Origin of the sequence: Pseudomonas sp. UBA5706 (assembly GCF_002419965.1) — a bacterium.
Lineage (GTDB): Bacteria > Pseudomonadota > Gammaproteobacteria > Pseudomonadales > Pseudomonadaceae > Aquipseudomonas.
This window is the reverse complement of record NZ_DIHC01000002.1, coordinates 81,221-99,015: the sequence shown is the minus strand read 5'-3', so window position 1 is coordinate 99,015 and position 17,795 is coordinate 81,221. Positions and strand designations below refer to the sequence as shown.

15 protein-coding genes are annotated in these 17,795 nt (G+C 58.7%); 3 read left to right on the top strand and 12 right to left on the bottom strand.

Annotated elements, in window-relative coordinates:
• Positions 1-333: 333 nt before the first annotated feature.
• The gene (locus tag B3I26_RS01665) at positions 334-606 is read right to left on the bottom strand and encodes a hypothetical protein (protein WP_296254485.1); all 273 of its coding nucleotides are present in this window, start codon (positions 604-606) and stop codon (positions 334-336) included.
• 205 nt (positions 607-811) lie between these two features.
• On the opposite strand from B3I26_RS01665, the gene B3I26_RS01660 reads away from it, so the two are divergent.
• Positions 812-1,675 (top strand): LysR family transcriptional regulator, encoded by an 864-nt coding sequence (locus B3I26_RS01660; protein ID WP_296254483.1) that lies wholly within the window; start codon positions 812-814, stop codon positions 1,673-1,675.
• A gap of 49 nt (positions 1,676-1,724) precedes the next feature.
• Here B3I26_RS01660 and B3I26_RS01655 read toward each other — a convergent pair whose 3' ends face one another.
• Both B3I26_RS01655 and B3I26_RS01650 read right to left on the bottom strand, forming a co-directional pair.
• Positions 1,725-2,576, bottom strand: a complete 852-nt coding sequence (locus tag B3I26_RS01655; protein ID WP_296254481.1) for an HPP family protein — start codon at positions 2,574-2,576, stop codon at positions 1,725-1,727.
• Positions 2,577-2,840: 264 nt separating this feature from the next.
• Positions 2,841-3,296 (bottom strand): winged helix-turn-helix transcriptional regulator, encoded by a 456-nt coding sequence (locus tag B3I26_RS01650; RefSeq protein ID WP_296254479.1) that lies wholly within the window; start codon positions 3,294-3,296, stop codon positions 2,841-2,843.
• Positions 3,297-3,374: 78 nt separating this feature from the next.
• On the opposite strand from B3I26_RS01650, the gene B3I26_RS01645 reads away from it, so the two are divergent.
• Positions 3,375-4,310: an aromatic alcohol reductase gene (locus B3I26_RS01645; protein WP_296254477.1), complete on the top strand. Its 936-nt coding sequence runs from the start codon at positions 3,375-3,377 to the stop codon at positions 4,308-4,310.
• Positions 4,311-4,320: 10 nt separating this feature from the next.
• Here B3I26_RS01645 and B3I26_RS01640 read toward each other — a convergent pair whose 3' ends face one another.
• Together B3I26_RS01640 and B3I26_RS01635 are read right to left on the bottom strand one after the other, a co-directional pair.
• On the bottom strand, positions 4,321-4,602 hold the full coding sequence (locus B3I26_RS01640) for a hypothetical protein (protein WP_296254474.1): 282 nt from the start codon (positions 4,600-4,602) through the stop codon (positions 4,321-4,323).
• Positions 4,603-5,007: 405 nt separating this feature from the next.
• Positions 5,008-6,186 carry a sugar transporter gene (locus B3I26_RS01635; RefSeq protein ID WP_296254472.1) on the bottom strand — a complete coding sequence of 393 codons (1,179 nt, stop codon included), beginning with the start codon at positions 6,184-6,186 and terminating at the stop codon, positions 5,008-5,010.
• A gap of 381 nt (positions 6,187-6,567) precedes the next feature.
• On the opposite strand from B3I26_RS01635, the gene B3I26_RS01630 reads away from it, so the two are divergent.
• Positions 6,568-9,234, top strand: coding sequence for an autotransporter outer membrane beta-barrel domain-containing protein (locus tag B3I26_RS01630; RefSeq protein WP_313483729.1), 2,667 nt, complete (start codon positions 6,568-6,570; stop codon positions 9,232-9,234).
• Between the two features lie 146 nt (positions 9,235-9,380).
• Here B3I26_RS01630 and adhP read toward each other — a convergent pair whose 3' ends face one another.
• The 7 genes from adhP to B3I26_RS01595 all read right to left on the bottom strand — a co-directional run bounded on the left by adhP (position 9,381) and on the right by B3I26_RS01595 (position 17,713).
• Positions 9,381-10,391, bottom strand: coding sequence for an alcohol dehydrogenase AdhP (adhP, locus tag B3I26_RS01625; protein ID WP_296254470.1), 1,011 nt, complete (start codon positions 10,389-10,391; stop codon positions 9,381-9,383).
• Between the two features lie 367 nt (positions 10,392-10,758).
• Complete coding sequence (locus tag B3I26_RS01620) at positions 10,759-10,983, bottom strand: hypothetical protein (RefSeq protein WP_296254468.1); 225 nt, start codon at positions 10,981-10,983, stop codon at positions 10,759-10,761.
• A gap of 179 nt (positions 10,984-11,162) precedes the next feature.
• Positions 11,163-11,774 (bottom strand): LysE family translocator, encoded by a 612-nt coding sequence (locus B3I26_RS01615; protein WP_296254466.1) that lies wholly within the window; start codon positions 11,772-11,774, stop codon positions 11,163-11,165.
• Positions 11,775-12,209: 435 nt separating this feature from the next.
• Positions 12,210-13,145: a restriction endonuclease gene (locus tag B3I26_RS01610; RefSeq protein ID WP_296254464.1), complete on the bottom strand. Its 936-nt coding sequence runs from the start codon at positions 13,143-13,145 to the stop codon at positions 12,210-12,212.
• A 31-nt stretch (positions 13,146-13,176) separates the two neighbouring features.
• Positions 13,177-14,598: a restriction endonuclease subunit S gene (locus B3I26_RS01605; protein ID WP_296254462.1), complete on the bottom strand. Its 1,422-nt coding sequence runs from the start codon at positions 14,596-14,598 to the stop codon at positions 13,177-13,179.
• The gene (locus B3I26_RS01600) at positions 14,595-16,136 is read right to left on the bottom strand and encodes an N-6 DNA methylase (protein ID WP_296254460.1); all 1,542 of its coding nucleotides are present in this window, start codon (positions 16,134-16,136) and stop codon (positions 14,595-14,597) included. Before B3I26_RS01600 ends, B3I26_RS01605 begins: the two co-directional genes overlap by 4 nt.
• A 65-nt stretch (positions 16,137-16,201) precedes the next feature.
• Complete coding sequence (locus B3I26_RS01595) at positions 16,202-17,713, bottom strand: RNA-binding domain-containing protein (RefSeq protein WP_296254458.1); 1,512 nt, start codon at positions 17,711-17,713, stop codon at positions 16,202-16,204.
• Between the last annotated feature and the right edge of the window lie 82 nt (positions 17,714-17,795).

The following is a 17,795-nucleotide window of genomic DNA, read 5'->3' as shown; positions in this document are numbered from 1 at the left end:
GTTCTGACCCGCCGCGCCATTGCGTTTCACGCTGACCGCCGCGCCATTTTGCGTCTGCCACGATCATGCGTTTGGTTCTGCCCGCAGGGCGTAGGAGCTCGGCTTGCCAGCGATCTGCTGCGCAGCAGCAGCAAAACCGGCGACCGCGGTCTGCCTGTTGCACCGCGGGGGCTGATTTTGCTGCCGGTTCCCGGCAGATCGCGAGCAAGCTTGCTCCTACGGCCTTTCGGCCAGAAGCGACGAGGTGGTCTATGCGTTGGGGTTTTCGGCCAGGAGCGAGAATGGCGTTGCCTATGTGTTTGATGGAATCAAAGCACAGCGGCGTTACCGGGCCTAGTTGCTCTGGATCTTCTGCAACGCCTGCTGTGTCAATGAAACGCACTCTCGCGCCCCATCGGCGTTGTGCCGTGCCAATGCCGATTCGGCGCGGTGAACGGTGGTGTCTACGTCACTTTTCACGGCATCACTGAGGTCCGGTTTGGCAACTTTTGCATCTCGGACCTTGCTCAGGTTCATCTGGCACTGGCTGCTGTCGTCGTTGGCGGACGCGGCGAGGGGCAGAGCGAGTGCAGTCAAAAGCAGGCCGGTGAGCAGGGCGTGTTTCATGGTTTTTTCCGCAGAAGGGGAGGGAAGCGGCTCGTGATCGGTACGAACCTGCTGCATGAGACAGCGGATTTGGAATTTCTGCCAGATAGCGCAGCGCTTCAAACGCAAATCTCTCACGCTTTCCCGCTGGACGGCAGGTCATTGCGCTACCATGGCCCGGCTTTCCGCAAGCCAGAAGCCTGAAGCAGGACACCGAGCCCCATCGATGGACATTGACCTCGCCCGCACCTTTCTCGAAATCGTCCGCCTGGGCAGCCTGATGGCCGCTGCCGAAAAACTGCACGTCACCCAGACCGCCATCACCGCTCGGGTGCAGAAGCTGGAAGGTCAGCTCAATTGCACGCTGTTCATCCGCAACCGAACCGGCGCCAGGCTGACCTCCGATGGCGAGGCCTTCGTGGTGTTTGCCAATCAATTGGTGCAGACATGGGACGCGGCGAGACGCGACCTGCCGCTTGCGCAGGGTTATCGCCATGTGCTGCGTGTAGGGGCGGAAATGAGCTTGTGCAACCCGCTGCTGCTTCGCTGGGTACGCGAGATCAGAAGCGCCATTCCCGATGACGCGTTGCATTCGCAGGTCATGGATGGCGACGCGCTGCTGAAGGATATCGAGCGCGGCGTGCTGGATGCCGCGCTGGTCTACCAGCCGGCGTACTGGCCAGGGCTGCAGGTCGAGGAACTGCTGGAAGAAAAGCTGATTCTGGTGCGCGTCGTCGGTAGGCCCGAGCCTTACGTTTACATTGATTGGGGGCCGGCGTTTCGTGAGCAGCATGATGCAGCGCTGCCGGAAAAATCCAGGGCGGCCGTGGCCTTCAACCTTGGTCCCTTTGCGCTGCAATACATTCTGGACAACGGCGGCGCCGGTTACTTCCGTACCCGCGTGGTTCAGTCCTACCTGGATCGGGGAATCGTCGAGCGGGTGCCGTTAGCGCCTGAATTCAGCTACCCGACGTACTTGGTCTATTCGCGGGAAAACCCCTCATCGACCTTGCCGAGGGCGCTCGAGTTGCTGCGTGAAATCGCCAGGGAGAAGGGCGATTGGTCGCAGCGCTGGGATCCGCTGATCTAAGTCGGTTCAGCTCGATCGCAGCATGCCTTGCCGGACTGCTGCACGCGTGTCAATCCACCAGGCTGATAATGCCAATCACCTTTCGCTCGGCATCGAGCACAGGCAGGTATTTACCGTCCTGACTGGCCAGCATGTTCATCGCATCGGCCAGCGAGTGCTCAAGCGACAGGCTCTGCGTGTTGCGGACTAGTATCCTGGCGGTGTCGATATCGGTGCGATTTCGGTGCTGAGCGTTCGCCTCGGTCCTGTGCAGGATCGTCTCAAGGTCATTGCGCGACACATCGATAAAAGCCCCTGCATCATTCAGCGCCTGCTCCAGATCGTCGCTGCTGAAACCCGGGTGTTCAGGTGGCGTTGTCGACAGGGCACTGGCCTGGGATCGGAGGTGAGGTTTGGGGTAGCGTACCCGCGTCAGATTGTTGTAGATCAGCGCGGTAGCCAGCAGGCATCCAGCGTTAAGCATCACCGGCAGCAACACCTGCATTCCCAGCGCTGACAGCTCCGTTTTCGAAGTGACGATGCTGATTGCCACCGCCGCTCCCGGTGGATGCAGGCAACGACAAATGCACATGATCAACATCGCCGAACACACCGCGACGCTGGCGGCGCTGACGGTGTTGCCGAACAGCCGGATGCACAGCAATGCAATCAGGGTCGAGACCAGATAACTGCCGATGATCGACCATGGCTGTGCCAGCGCACCTGTGGACACTGCGAACAACAGCACGGCCGATGCGCCGATCGGACCGAGTAAATGCAACGTGACGTCGATCCCGAACACCTGGCGACTGAGCAATGCACTGAGTAAAACACCCAGGCAAGCGCCCAGGGCAGCACGGGACCATTCGCCAGGATGGGTATTGAGCGAATGAGGAATGAAGCTGCGTAGAAGCGTTTTCAAACGGGAAAGTCCAGGGCAGAAAAAAGGAGCTTGCCGGTGAAAGCAAGCTCCCGCACAAAGGGGCAAGTGCCAAATAATTCAAGGCTGGAACGACAGTGGGAAGCTGTTGCGTCAACTTTCCGGTCGCGTTAAGCATCCCGATTGTGGTCAGAAAAGCCCGACGAGACAAATGCGAAGTAATGCAGTTTAAATTCAATAATTTTGAATTGAATGCGCAGAGGATCGTCAATAGCGCGGGCTGGGCCTAAGAACACTGCATTGAAATCAGCGCTTTTCTGATCGCGCTGCCGGCAGACCGGCCTTGGGTTGAGCATCGAACGTCGCCCGTGACGTGCGAAAACCTTCGGCGTTTTCCATGACCCAGGTCCACAGCGGAATCATCCGCACCAGCAGGCCCATACCCAATTCCGAGAGCTCATATTCGACGCGTGGCGGGACCTCGTTGAAGTCGTGTCGCAGGATCAACCCGTCACGCTCCAGTTGTCGCAATGTGCGGGTCAACATCCGTTGGGTGACGCCTTCCATTCGCCTGCCGATCTCGGCATGGCGCAACCTCCCTGAAACCCCCAGCGCGTGCACGATGCCCAGTGACCATCGGTTTCCGGCATGGGTCAGGACCTCGCGCTTGAGGCCATCTTCATCTGCGCTCAGCGCATCGCAAGCGGCTTGCGAGCGTCGCAGGATTTCTGCGTTATCGAGTTGTTCGGTCTGCGGTATCACGGATGTGCCTTCTTCTGGGCGGTTTTTAATTGTGCCAGCATGGCTTCACGTTTCGCGCGGCACAACTCAGGATTAGCCATGCACAGTGATAAAGACTCAACGCTTTCCCAATCGATTCTGGTCCTCGGGGCTGGTGAACTCGGCATGTCGGTACTGCGCAATCTGGCGCCGCTGGCGGCACGCAGCGACACTCCCGTCACCGTGCTGCTGCGTGCCTCGGCCATCGAGTCGCAAGCGCCTGGCAAGCAACAGGACATCGACGAACTGCGCGCCCTGGGGGTGAAAATTTTACAGGGCGATCTGGTGGCCGATTCTGTCAGTGAACTCGCCGCGCTGTTTGCGCCGTTTCACACCGTGATCAGTTGCGCAGGTTTCGTCGCCGGGCGCGGTACGCAGCTCAAGTTGACACAGGCAGCGCTTGAGGCAGATGTTAAACGCTATTTCCCATGGCAGTTTGGTGTGGATTACGACGTCATCGGACGTGGCAGTCCGCAGGATGTGTTCGATGAGCAGCTCGATGTTCGCGACCTGCTGCGCGCCCAAAAGCACACCGAGTGGGTGATCGTTTCCACCGGGATGTTCACCAGTTTTCTGTTCGAACCAACGTTTGGCGTGGTCGATCTGGCAAATGACACCGTCCATGCGCTCGGCAGCCTGAAGACCGCAGTGACCGTGACCACCCCCGAAGACATCGGCATCTTGACTGCCAGAATCGTCTTCGCCGAGCCGCGCATTCGCAATCAGGTCGTTTATACCGCTGGCGACACGGTGACGTACGCAAGACTGGCGGACATTCTGCAAGCGGTGACAGGGCGCACCTTTGAGCGGGTGGAATGGAGTGTGCCGTTTCTGAAAGCGCAACTTGAGGGCGACCCCGAAGACCCGATCAAAAAGTACCGGGCCGTGTTTGCCCAGGGCAGGGGCGTTGCGTGGGACGCGGACGTGACGTTCAACGCGCAACAGGCCATTAATGTGGTTGATGTCGAGCACTGGGCACGCAGTCACCTGTGTTAACAGCCTGCTATTACAGGCTGTGCGACGGTACCAGGTGGCGGAGTTTACGGGCAGGTCGCGCGGCTTCGATATCGAGCAGATGCAGGGCTAGCACATCGGTCAGAAAACGAAATTGATCGTTGAAACCGACCACTTCATTACTGAAGTGGTTTTCCGCCGCAGGCATCATGAATGCGCTGAAATGAATGTCTTCAACCAGGCTGTGGCGGTCTTGGCGAGTGACGACATGTTGTGAGTAATAGTTGGGACCAAACGTGGGGAAACTAACGTGCAGGGTGACGTCTCGGGTCATGTCGAATGCTCCGCATCAAACAGAATTCTAAGGGCAAAAGGTGCTGATGAGTGTCAGCTACTGGAGCCTGTGATGGCCCGTGCCATCACACGATTGACGTTTCGTGAGCCGTGGCTTGCACGGACTGCAGCGCGAACGGTTCGAGGGCGAGAATACAGCCGGTGAGGGCGGTCGGCGTCATGCAGGTCAGAAGATGATTAATCCTGTTCCTGGCCCCGCTCGTGTGTGGGGATGAGGTGATAGTACGCCGCAAAATCTTGAGCGAAAGGCAATCGCAGGAATGGTGGTTATCAATGGGAATGATGGCGAGTGTGGGAACGATCACGGTGTTCGTTGTCGAGGGAAGCTGCCGCAAGCCAAGCCAAGGCTATTACGGCAGCTTTCCCGATAACTGAGGACTCTGCATCAGGCCCGAATGGTGTCGCCATACCGGTAGGTCGCCAGGCACGCCAGCGCCAAACCGCTGAGCGCTACCAGGCCGCCTACCAGCCCGATATTGGCGATGCCCAACTGGCTGATCACCATGCTGCCCAGCAGTGCCCCGCCGCCGATGCCGATGTTGTAGATGCCGGAGTGCAGCGCCATCGCAACGTCCGTGGCATCGGGTGCCAGGGACAGGACTTTGGCCTGCATCACCAGGCCGAAGCACATGATCGCCATGCCCCAGACGATGCTCAGCGTCGCAACCAGCGACGCCTTGCCCGACAGCGGCAACAGTAGCACCAGACACAAAGCCAGTGCACCGATGGTCGTGATCAACATGCCCCGCGGGTAACGGTTGTTGTACCGGCTGAACACGATAGAACCGAGAATCCCTGCGCCGCCGAACAGCAACAGGATGATGGTGATCATGTCGCCATTCATCTTCCCGACGAGCTGTGCGAACGGCTCGATGTAGCTGTAGGCCGTGAACTGAGCCGTGATCACCAGCGCCGTCAGCACATACAGCGATATCAACGCCGGACGCTTGAACAGGATCGGCAGGCTGCGCAATGAGCCCGAGTTCTGGCTCGGCAGCAGCGGCAGCGACTTGATCAACACCAGCACTGTCAGCCCCGCGGCGCCGGCAATTGCCAGGAACGTGGTGCGCCAACCCAGCGCTTCACCGAGCACACGGCCCAGCGGGATGCCGAGTACCATCGCCAGCGAGGTGCCGGTCGCCAGCAAGCCCAGCGCCTGCACCTGCTTGCCCGCAGGCGCCACGCGCACTGCCAGAGACGCCGTAATCGACCAGAACACCGCATGGGACAACGCGATGCCCACACGGCTGACCAACAACATGCCAAAGCTGGACGCAAGACTCGACATCACGTGGCTGATGATGAACAGCACGAACACAAACATCAGCAACTTGCGCCGCTCGATATTGCGCGTCATGAGCATCATCGGCAGGGAGGTCAGCGACACGATCCATGCGTAGACCGTCAACATCAGGCCGACCTGCGCGGTGGTCATGTCGAAACTGTGGCCGATCGCGCTCAGCAAACCGACCGGCACGAATTCGGTGGTATTGAAGATAAAAGCCGCCAGGGCTAGGGCGATTACGCTGAGCCAACTTCCAGTGCGAGCATCGGTGGTGTTCATGTAAGACGCGCCAGCCTCAGGGGAAATACGAAAGGGCCGCCGAACTCCCACACCAAACGCCGACAAGCACAAATGCCGCGCAAGGTAGTTAACCGAGGCGGTGCATGCAATCAGCGAAATATTATGGGTATGGGAGGTACGAGCAGATGAAGGGCAGTCTACGCGCTTGTTAACGTTGTCACAACACGTCAGCCCTGCGTCAAAGGGGCTCAGGGGCTCAGGGGCTCAGGGACTCAGGGACTCAATGGCGCACCTTGACAGTTTCCAGTGCATATCCTTAGCTCAAGGCAGGAGTCTGAACTCGGTGCCATCCGACGCAGTAGGCAGCGGTTATTAAAAGGAAGTAACCCGACTTTGGGTCACGCCCAAAGGAGTATTCTGATGAAGCAGCCCTTCAGGGCGGGCGTCAGCAATATTCTCTATCTGTCTTGCGTATCTATGTTGTTATTGCCAGTCACGGAGATTAAGGCAGCCTGCACATTGACACCCGGTGCAGGCGATGACAGCTATGTCTGCGACACTAACAGCAGCGCCTCTCTAACCGATTTAACGGGCAACAATCGCTTGAGCTTTCCGGCCGGGGGCAACGGAACCATTAACGGCAACGTGCGTTTTGGTCCGGGGGCGGACACGTTGCAGATGGACTCCGGCGCGATCCAGGGTTTCGTTAATATGGGCGATGGCGCCAATATTTTTCGAATGAGCGCTGGCACCATCGCCGGCGCCGTAACCCAGGGAACGATGCCCGATACCTTCGAGATGACCGGCGGTACCATCCAATCGTTGGCCCAGGGCGACAGTCGCGACAGCTTTTTCATGAGCGGCGGGACCATCATTGGCGCTTTCGAAGATGGGGATGTGGCGACGATGACCGGGGGCACCATCGGCCGCGTCGACATGAAACTCGACAACAACATTTTCGACATGTCGAACGGCCAGATCATCGGCAACCTGGTGACCGGTTTTGGGCGTGACACCATCGTCGTTTCCGGCGGCACGATTGGCGGCAATATCAGCGTCAGTGGTGGCAATGACAGCGTCACGGTGACAGGCGGCGTGATTTCCGGTGAGATCCGCACCAGCGTGGGTAACGACACGTTCACATGGGACGGTGGCGGGCGGATCGAATCTTCGGTGCTGATGGGCGACGGCGATGATACCGCGCGTCTGGCCAATCTCACAGAAACCATGCTCGCCCCGACACCGTCACTCGACGGTGGCTTGGGCACGGATACGCTGACGTTCAGTGACACTTCATCAGCCACTCCGGCGCGCTATCTTGGTTGGGAAACCGTTAATCTCAACGATCGGTCGCGCTTCGATCTGGGCGATGGCAGTTTTTTTCTTGGCGACAGTGGCAGCACCACGGGAACCTTTAACGTCGATGGCACAAGCACGCTGACTGCGACCCAAGGTGCGATTCGTCCTTACGAGGCAGACCGGTTAGCCACGCTCAATAACGCCGGGATTATCGATCTGACCCGTAACGGCGCGGTGGCCGGCGATACGCTGAGCGTTTACGGCAACTATGTGGGCAAGGGCGGGCAGCTGCTGGTACAAACCGTGTTGAGCGATGACAATTCGGCCAGCGACAAGTTGGTGGTGTCCCAAGGCTCGATCAGCGGCAATACCCAGTTGGGTGTAACCAACCTCGGCGGTCTGGGTGGCTTGACCAGAACCAATGGCATTGAAGTGGTACAGGCGCTCAACGGGGCGACCAGTACCACGGATGCCTTTGCCCTGAAAAGCTCGGTGTCGGCGGGCGCCTATCAGTACTACCTGTTCAAGGGTGGGGTGTCTGCGGGAACCGAAAACAACTGGTACCTGCGTTCTTCGGTGGCAGCGGTGGGGGCTGTGAGTGCGCCGCCTGCGCCACCGGTTACTGTGGTGCCGCCGATCACGACGCCAGTCGCCGTGCCAGCGCCTGCAGTCGGCGCCGATGAGCCGCCGGTCGAGGCGCCGACGTCAATTCCGGTCGCTCCAGCAGACCCTTCAGCGCTGCCCTCTACGGCGGCGCAAGCGGCGACGTCACCGGCGCCCGCCGCCACCACCCCCCCCGTTCCGCAAGCCACCCCTGGTGCGCAGCCGATTCCGCTTTATCGTCTCGAAGTTCCGGTGTATTCGGTCATCGTGCCAGCGGCGCAGATGATGGCGTTATCCGCATTGGGCACGTTTCATGATCGTCAGGGCGATCAAAGCCTGCTGACCGAAACTGGCGCGATACCTGCCGGATGGGCTCGCGCCTATGGCAGCGACCTGCGCAAAAACTGGTCAGGGACGGTCTCTCCACGCTTCGACGGCTCCAGTCAGGGGTACCAGATTGGCCACGACCTTTACGCATCGAGCACTGATTCGGGCCTGATGCAGCGGCTGGGCTTTTTCGTGGGCCAGAGCCGCTTGCGAGGCGACGTCGATGGTTTCAGCGAAGGCTTCGAACATCGCAAGTCCGGTCATCTGAAGCTTGAGGGTGATCATTACGGCGCGTATTGGACTCTTTCCGATCCTCACGGCGGGTACCTGGACGCTGTTGCCATGGGCACGCGCCTCGATGGCACCAACCGCTCGGACCGTGGCGTCAAGCTCGACACCGAAGGCCGCGCCGTCGCGCTCTCGCTGGAAAGCGGATACCCGTTGCCCATCTCCGACAATTGGGTGGTCGAGCCTCAGGTGCAGGTCGTTTACCAGAGTGTGAATCTGGACAAGCAAAACGACGGCATCTCCGATGTGTCCTTCGATTCCCAGGACTACTGGACAGGCCGCATGGGCGTGCGGCTGAAAGGGCGCTATCTGATCCATGACACGCCAGTCGAGCCCTACGTAAGAGCGAACACCTGGCACACGTTTGGGGGCAAGGACACGGTGACGTATAACGGCGTCGATCGAATCAAGAGCGAGCATAAATCGTCCAGCGCCGACGTCGGGGCTGGCATCGCGGCCAGATTGTCACCCAGTGTCAGCGTTTACCTTGCCGTGGATTACGACACCAATGTGGACAGCGAAGCACTGGAAACGGCAAGCGGGACCGTGGGCGTCAGGGTCAGTTGGTGACCCTGGTTTTGTGCCGTTTTCGCGAGCGGTCGTCTCGTCCCACGTTCAAACGACCGGCGCCGGATCAACGCCAGATTAGCGCCGAGACTCGACCAGGGTGTGGTCCGAGGCGCCTCTGGTCGAGCGTTACGCGGGGTTATCCCCGGTCAGCGGGAGAACTCGATCACCATGCGGCCTTTGATCCTGCCTTGCTCCATTTCTTCGAAAATATCGTTGATTTCATGAATCGTGCGCGGCGCGACCTTGGGTACCACTTTACCCTCGGCCGCAAACTGGAACGCCTCGACCAGATCCTGACGGGTGCCAACCAGCGAGCCGACCACTTCAATGCCGTCGAGGACTAAACGCGGAATATTGAGGTTCATGGACTCCGAAGGCAGGCCCACCGCGACCAGCCTGCCACCGGCCCGCAACGCATCCACGGCAGAGTTGAACGCAGCTTTCGCCACTGCGGTCACGACCACAGCGTGCGCCCCGCCAGTTTTCTCCTGGATCAATTTGGCGGCATCTTCATGCAGCGAGTTGATGGTCAAGTCAGCGCCCATCTCAGCAGCGAAGGCCAGTTGCTGATCGTTGACGTCAACAGCAATCACCTTGGCATTGAATACGTTCTTTGCGTACTGCAACGCCAGGTTACCCAGGCCTCCCAAGCCATACACAGCGATCCATTGACCGGCACGGATGTTGGATATTTTCACTGCCTTGTACGTCGTCACGCCGGCGCAAGTCACGCTACTCGCCGCAGCAGAGTCCAGTCCGTCCGGCACCTTCACCGAATAATCGGCCACGACGATGCATTCTTCGGCCATGCCGCCGTCCACGGTGTAACCGGCGTTCTTCACGGCACGACAGAGCGTTTCATTGCCGCTGTTGCAGTACTCGCAATGGCCGCATCCTTCATAGAACCACGCCACACTGGCGCGATCCCCTGGCTTGAGCGAAGTGACGCCCGGCCCGACCTCTTTAACGACGCCGATACCTTCATGGCCCAGTACCACGCCGGTCTTGTCGCCGAAATCGCCGTTCTTCACGTGCAGGTCAGTGTGGCAAACGCCACAGCACTCCATCTGCAGCAAAGCTTCGCCGTGTCTCAACGGGCGCAGGGTTTTCTCGACAATTTCTACTTTGTGATCTTTGCCGACAACAGCCGCTTTCATCGTCATCTCCTTCTATGCGTGATGAGTATTGCCATCCACTCAAGGCACCGCAGCCCAGGTTAGAGCGGGGCAGCAAAGGGAAGTCCGTCCAGTCAGACGACGTCGCATTCAGTAATGGCTTGCCACCTTGGCATGCCATCACGGGTGCTGACTTGACCCACCGCAGACATTAGCCGACTTTCGGCCCCAAGGTCCAAATTGCCGCCTCCAGCGTGCCTGCTTCGGGCACAAAAAAAGACGTCCTAGGACGTCTTGGATGTTGGATGAGCTGAGCGACGGCGCCGGTAAGCCTGACGATCTGGTTCTTCAATCGGCCACCTGGCGTCGCTGATCAAGTAAGCCGAAATGGTGGAGCATCGTCTGTCGTTCAGGCCCGTCTGGCAATCTTCAGCGCGGCGGCTTTGAGGTCCTGAATCGACAGCGCCAAACCACCGACGCGACTTTCAACCAGTTTCAAATCTTCGTGGTGGCACGGGGTTTGAAACGCCGCGAGGTAGAGTGCGTGACCGGTAAGCATCTGGGAGAGGGACTCCAGATGAGCCACGGATGCTTCAAGGTCAAGCTGCATATCGATCAAACTGAGGGTAGGCATGGAGCGCTCCAGTGACGCGTCGTTTAAGTAGGCGTCCTGGCCGGCTTGGGGTTGCTATTTCTCGGTTTAGATAACGGCTGAGTGGGGGAAAACATTAGGGCTGAGTGAAAGTTTCTGGATGTCACTCGTCACCGTTCCCCCGGTGCCTCTGGATCACTGTTGTTGCGGGACCGCCACGGTCAGCTCGTATGCTGCAGCAGCGGATACAGCGAAATCACCAGCAACGCCGCCATGCCGAAGTTGAACACGCGCAACCAGCGCGGATTGCGCAGCACGTTGCGCAACACGCTGCCGAACCCCGCCCATACCCCCACGCTTGGCGCGTTGATCAGTGCGAACACGGTGGCGATGATCACCACGTTCACGGTGTAGCCCTGCAAGGGTGTGTAGGTGCTGATTGCACCAATCGCCATGACCCACGCCTTGGGATTGACCCACTGAAACGCCGCCGCGCCCCAGAACCCCAGCGGCTTGCCTTCGCCTTCGGCGTCTTCGGACGCCGGGCCCGAACGGGCGATGTTCCACGCCAGGTACAGCAAGTAAGCCGCGCCCGCGTAGCGCAGGATGGTGTAGAGCACCGGGTAGGCGGCAAAGGCCGCCCCAAGCCCAAACCCTACCGCCAATACCAGCACCAGGAACCCGGAGCTGATACCCAGGATGTGCGGGATGGTGCGCTGGAAGCCGAAATTGACGCCCGAGGCCAACAGCATGGCGTTATTGGGGCCTGGGGTGACGGAGGTGACAAACGCAAACAAAGCAAACGCCAGCATCAAATCAAACGACAAGGACATGGGGTTTTCCTGGAAACGGGCCTTCGCACATCACCTGTCACCTGGACACGGCGGGGTACAGATGCACTATGCCACTTGTAGTTGGAATCAGAACAGCGAACTGAGAAAGCCAATAGCAACCATCGAGTAGCACGCTGCGCAAATCAGCCCGAAGGACTTGCAGGTCCGGGTGAAAAACGGTTCTGCCGCATGGGCGCAAACGCCAGGGCGTAGGTGGAGAAAATCAGGAAGCCCAACAGCGCCTACTTACTGGTTCGCAGGCACAAAAAAGACGTCCGTGGACGTCTTTTTTTGATCGTTTGGTGGGCCGGGGGGAGCTGAAAATATGCCGTAGCCGTCTGTTTTTGCTGGCTAATAATCAATCAGATAAATGGCTTGGAATACCAAATGGAATGCTGGTTTATCTGGCTTTCAATGGAATGGTGCTTTTTGAACTCAGCCGAGCGACTCGTCAAAGTAATCGCTGTCGAGCCTAGGCACCTTGTAAAGCTGCGAGCTGACTCCGACCTCGTGATCCAACATCAGATTGACCAAGCGTTTACCGTCGACCAGTACAAGCCCTTCGACCGATAGCGCGAACTCAACCGCTTGGGCGGTGAAGCCGGAGGTGGTTATGAATACGCCGCGTTTGGCTTTCTGTCCGGCCAGAGCGCCATAGAATGCCTGCAAATCGGGGCGGCCGACTGTGTTCTGCCAGCGCTTGGCCTGAACGTAGACTTTCTCCAGGCCCAGCGCGTCGAGCGAGATCACGCCGTCGATTCCGCCGTCGCCACTACCGCCGACCTGCTGCAGCGCCTGACGGTTCGCTCCGTAGCCCAAGCTGTGCAGGACGTCGAGTACGATGTGCTCGAAGCGCGTCGGGCTCGCTTGCAACAGATTGTCCAGCAGGTCGCCCGCGACGCTGGTGCGCAACTCGAGGATGGCTTGGTTCAGGCGCTCTTGCGGGCTGCTAGTGGCGAGGTCGGTCTTGGTAATAAGCGCTGGCGTGTCGTTGCTCTCATCCAGCGAGGCGGCATCCGGTGCAGCCTTCAGCTTCACGCTCATGAAGTTCACAGCTAGATACTCGACCTGCTCTGGGGTCAACGGGGTCGGGTTGGCCTGGGCGAATGCGCGGCCGGTGTCGGTCAACTGCCAGTAACCACGCTTGGCGCTGCTGGAATAGCCGGCGCGCTTGAGCCGATCATGTGCCCAGCCTGAACGGTTCTTGTAGGTGGCCTGGCCACTGGCGATGGTCTCCTGCCTCTGCGCCTCGCTTAGACCAAGCGTCACGGAGGCCGCTTCGTGGGCCTCGCCCGCCGTGGCACCCTCCAGGTGGGCGGCGAGAAAACGCAGGATGGGCTCGATGAACTGGTCGTAGGTCGGGACAGACATGGTTCGTTTTCTTCCTGATGTAAGGCTTAGCTCAATTTGGCAACCTGGCAACCTGGCGACCGCGCTTGGCCTTGGGCATGGCGGCGCGTTGAGCCTTGATGCGCTCCAGCAGCACGCTGGCCGGTTCGTCGTTCGGATCTTGTGGGACTAGTTCGCCGCGGAAGGCTTCGGCGAGAATGCTTTGGGTCAGGAGATCGATACGTACTTGGGCTGCTTTGATACGTGCTTCCAGTTGATCGGCGAAGGCGAAGAGTTGCTCGACGCGCCGGACAATTTCAGCTTGCTCATCGTGAGGAGGTAACGGAATTTGAAGGGCTCTTACGTCGCCGATGTTTATGCCGCGAACGGCGACGCCGCGAGTGGCGTTTTTCATTCGACGCTGTGTTGAGTCTGCCAGCAATGCCCAATATACAAAATCAGTCGAAATGAGCGGTGATATTGAGAGTCGAGCAGTATCCTGCGTAATATTTGCTCCCTCAAGGCTTGCCGGGATCTTGATCAGACGGCCAACGCTCCCCCTGATAGATAGCAAAAGATCGTTTTCTAGAAGTCGGGCACGCTTGAATTGTTGATCAATCTCGGAGCTGGTTTTCTTGATATTGGTTATGTTGAGCTTGTTACCTGGAAAATCCGCAACTCGGATGTACGGGACGCCCTCTTCCAACTCTGGTCCTGGTTTTAGAATGCCGTAGGTGATTGGTCGTCCCGGCACACACACGTCACGCAGTTCGGCAATATCCCAACTGTCCGGCAAATCATCTGAGCTGAGGTCGTGAGCCTCTTCTGTAGGGTTAGATGCATTACCACGAGCATGTCCGCCTTCCGCAATATGAGCATTTTTTATTTGCTGATGTAGCTCGGAGCTTTTGTCCATGGGGGGGCTATTAGTGCGCCACTCCTCTGTCAACCGCCCGGATACGGCGGCAGCGAGGACGGACTGGCGAAATCGCTTCAGCAGCGCGGGGATGCTGTCGATGCGGGCTTTTAGGGTATCGACCTGTGCCAGCAGTTCGTCGAGCTTGGCGGCGATGCGGGTTTGCTCGGCGAATGGTGGAACCAGATACGCTGCATCTTTCACGATTTTGAAATGCCTTGCGTACCCTCTGCTTTCAATCGGAAGGTTGCGCAGAAAGAAATACAAGAACCGTGTATCTATTTCAGGGTGCGGCTTTAGAACCTGCACGCCATCTGCACCTGGAATAAATGGAAAGTCTATCCATTTTACTTCGCGAGTGTGATCGCCAAAAATTATCAGTGGCTTATTTTCAGATACCACAAAACTTGCATCATCCAAATAGCCGGAAATGAAGCTCCGTCCTTGATCTACGACGGGGAATTTTCCTTCAGTCAGAACGTCAGCTGACTTTACCTTTTTTCCGGAAATAGAGATCTGACTAAATACTTCGTCGAATCCAAGGATTAACCAGTTTGCGGGAATATCATTACTAGTCATGCGTCTTCCTCGCTAGAAAAACCCATGACTTCTGCTAGTAGCCGCTTCTGCGCCCCCACCTCATCCCCTGCCCCCAGCGCCTTCATCAGATCTTCCAACTCACGCAGCGCCTCAGTCAGTTCTGCCATGGCCTCCCCTGCCAGAACTTCCGGAGCGGGCAGGTCGGTGGCGTCCAGGCTGCTATCGTCCTTTAGCCAACTGAGGTCCAGCGAGTCACCACGTTCATTGCGGATGTAATCGCGGGTAAAGCAGCGGAAGCGGCTGGCGTCGCCAATGCCCTCGACGTTTTCAGCGCGTGGGCTTGCGCCGTTCGGGTCTTCGCCATAGGCATCTTCGAACGGCTTGAGGTGGGCTGGGCCGAAGGGGGTGCGTTTGCCGAAGCTGGGCATGTTGCTGCGCAGGTCATAGATCCAAACGCGCTTAGTGCAATCCTCCTCCTGGCGCGAGTTTTCCACGGTGCCCTTCTGAAAGAACAGCACGTTGGTCTTCACGCCCTGTGCGTAGAAGATACCGGTAGGCAGGCGCAGGATGGTGTGCAGGTTGCACTTGCCCATCAGGTCGCGACGCACCTCGGTGCCGACGCCGGCCTCGAACAGCACGTTGTCCGGCAGCACCACGGCGGCGCGGCCACCCGGCTTGAGGCCGCGGTAGATGTGCTGGAGAAAGGCCAATTGCTTGTTGCTAGTGCGATAAGTGAGGTCGTCGCGGGTTGGGCCACCGCCACCCTTGGCGGTGCCGAACGGCGGGTTAGAGAGGATGACGTCGACTTTGGGCAGGTTGGCCCCGACCTGACCTAGTGCATTGCCCAGGTGCACCACGCCTTCTTCATCGCCTTCCATGCCATGCAGGAGGGTATTCATCAGCGCCAAGCGGCGGGTGCCGGGAACCAGTTCTACGCCGACAAAGGCTCGATTGCGCTGGAATGCTTGTGCTTTGGCGTCGAGGTCGTAGTGGTCGTCGGTTTGGCTTTTGATGTAAGCGTCAGCAGCAATCAAAAAGCCCGCAGTACCTGCGGCTGGATCTTGAATAGTCTCACCCGGCTGCGGCTTGATGCAGCGGATGATACTGTCGATCAGCGGTCGAGGGGTGAAGTACTGGCCGGCCCCGGATTTGGTCTCGCTGGCGTTTTTTTCCAGCAGGCCTTCATAAAGATCGCCGAGGCCGTCTTGGCGGGCGCTGAACCAGTCGATGCCGTCGAGGCTCTTGATCAACTGCTCAAGGTGGCGCGGTTCCTTGAGGCGAGTCTGAGCGTCGGCGTAGATGGCGGCGATCAGCGGGTCAGGGTTTTTGCCAAGGTCCAGCAGCATCTGCCGGTAGTGATCGAGCAGGTTAACGCCGGACTTGCCAGCCAGGTCTGGCCAGCGCGCGCCTTCGGGCAGCTTATGGCCGAAGCTGTCGTTGTTCTGCACCTGTTCGTATTCCATCTTGATGAACAGCAGAAGCACGAGCTCGGTGACGTAGTCGCTGTAGTTGATGCCATCGTCGCGCAGGACGTCGCAGAGGTTCCAGAGTTTCTGGACGATATCGGAGTTGGTCATGGGGTACCTGTGGCGAAGTGTGTAAAGCGCCAGATTGCGCTGGCGCAAAGAAGTGGTTGTCTGGCTCAGTCGTCTGAGGAGCGTTGTTCGGCCTTTAGCGCTCGGCCGGCCGCAGTCAGGCGATAGCGTTGCTTGCTGCTGTTGGGCTTGTCTGGAATGGTCATCTCGACCACGCCAAGCGTCAGTAGTGGGGTCAAAACCTGCTCGCGGAACTTGCTGCGGTTGCTGCGCCCGACGAAGGTCATTAGCTCTGGCGCAGTGTGATCGCCTGTCATCTTGCACAGCAGCGTTATCTGCTCTTGCTGCAAAAACAGGCGAGTTTCGGCTTGTTCTTCTTCGACAGCGGACTCAGTCCCTACTTGGTCCCTACTTGGTCCCGACTTAGTCCCTTCTTGGTCCCCACTTGGGCCCGAAAGAGGCCCTTTTTCAACGGCGCGCTGAATCACCACCTTGAACTGATTACTCTGCCGGTCGTCCTCCAGCCGGATCATTGGCCAAGCATCGATAGCGCGCGGGATGCCGGTGCCCAAACCGCGATAGGGGAGAATGTGCACAGCATGGGAGGTGAGCGTCGGGTTACGACGGTTGGACAGGCCGAATCGAATTTTCTCGGTATCGAGCACGTCAGGCAGGTGCCCGGGGCTGATCAGTTCGATGCGATCGGCGAAGATCATGATCCGGATGGAGGCGCTGACAAAGTAGTCGCGGTGGATCAGGGCATTGACCAACAGTTCTTCAAACACCTCCTCCGGCACTTCCAGCTGGCCGAGGGTATTGAAGCCCTGCTGGCGCTGCACGTGGCGTAGGTTGCGCTTTATGAAGGCAAGGCTGCGTCGGTACTGCTCCTGCAGATTGCCGTCGATATCTTCGCTGTCTAGATAGTGGCGGTCATGCAGAACCGTGCCCGGAAACGCCACAGCCTTGATATCGAACGCCGGGCACAGACGTTGTGGTGCCTGGCCGAAGAGCAGCAAACCGGCCAAATTGGGTGTGTCGCCACTGGCGAGGCCGAGATTTTCCAGGATGCGGGTGGTTTCCAAACCTGTCTGTTCGGGGCTCTGCCGAAAGCGTCTTTGAAAGTACTCGCCAAGCGCCTTGGCATCGATATCCGCCACGCTGCTGCCCGCGACAGGTACCGCATCGGCGCACACCAGCCCGGCCTGCTGGAACAACCGCTGCAGTTCTTCACGAGCCGTGACCCGGCGCTTGTCGGCGCCATTCTTTACCCAGATGCGACCCTGGTTGTCGACATAGGGTTTATTCAGCCCTTGTTCGACTGTCACCACCATGACCAGCCCGTGCTCGGTCTGAAGGTTGCTGGACAATGGATTGATCGCCGGGCGGACATTCTGTGAGGCCGCATTGGAGAGCAGCTGATTGAGTCGCGAAATGTCGGCGCTACTCAACCCGCTCACCGCGCCGGAGTCGTCTACGCCAATCAGCAAGTAGCCACCGGACGTATTGGCGAACGCCACCAACTCGGCTGCCAAGGCATCGATATTGCTGAAATCGCGCTTGAACTGATGGCGACTGTCTTCACCACGGGCAAGGATCTGATGAAGCTCAGCAGGGGTCATGAGGCATCTCTAAGTAGCGCGGCGATAAGTCGTATAGCAGGGGCATTATCCCTTATGAACGAGCACGCTGGCCAATCCGGCG

What these genes read in the sequence shown, in the direction of transcription:
- B3I26_RS01645 (WP_296254477.1), top strand. Translation starts at nt 3,375, where the DNA reads ATGCACAGTGATAAAGACTCAACGCTTTCCCAATCGATTCTGGTCCTC.
- B3I26_RS01605 (WP_296254462.1), bottom strand. Translation starts at nt 14,598, where the DNA reads ATGACTAGTAATGATATTCCCGCAAACTGGTTAATCCTTGGATTCGAC.
- B3I26_RS01665 (WP_296254485.1), bottom strand. Translation starts at nt 606, where the DNA reads ATGAAACACGCCCTGCTCACCGGCCTGCTTTTGACTGCACTCGCTCTG.
- B3I26_RS01660 (WP_296254483.1), top strand. Translation starts at nt 812, where the DNA reads ATGGACATTGACCTCGCCCGCACCTTTCTCGAAATCGTCCGCCTGGGC.
- B3I26_RS01640 (WP_296254474.1), bottom strand. Translation starts at nt 4,602, where the DNA reads ATGACCCGAGACGTCACCCTGCACGTTAGTTTCCCCACGTTTGGTCCC.
- B3I26_RS01610 (WP_296254464.1), bottom strand. Translation starts at nt 13,145, where the DNA reads ATGTCTGTCCCGACCTACGACCAGTTCATCGAGCCCATCCTGCGTTTT.
- B3I26_RS01635 (WP_296254472.1), bottom strand. Translation starts at nt 6,186, where the DNA reads ATGAACACCACCGATGCTCGCACTGGAAGTTGGCTCAGCGTAATCGCC.
- B3I26_RS01630 (WP_313483729.1), top strand. Translation starts at nt 6,568, where the DNA reads ATGAAGCAGCCCTTCAGGGCGGGCGTCAGCAATATTCTCTATCTGTCT.
- B3I26_RS01595 (WP_296254458.1), bottom strand. Translation starts at nt 17,713, where the DNA reads ATGACCCCTGCTGAGCTTCATCAGATCCTTGCCCGTGGTGAAGACAGT.
- B3I26_RS01600 (WP_296254460.1), bottom strand. Translation starts at nt 16,136, where the DNA reads ATGACCAACTCCGATATCGTCCAGAAACTCTGGAACCTCTGCGACGTC.
- B3I26_RS01620 (WP_296254468.1), bottom strand. Translation starts at nt 10,983, where the DNA reads ATGCCTACCCTCAGTTTGATCGATATGCAGCTTGACCTTGAAGCATCC.
- B3I26_RS01615 (WP_296254466.1), bottom strand. Translation starts at nt 11,774, where the DNA reads ATGTCCTTGTCGTTTGATTTGATGCTGGCGTTTGCTTTGTTTGCGTTT.
- adhP (WP_296254470.1), bottom strand. Translation starts at nt 10,391, where the DNA reads ATGAAAGCGGCTGTTGTCGGCAAAGATCACAAAGTAGAAATTGTCGAG.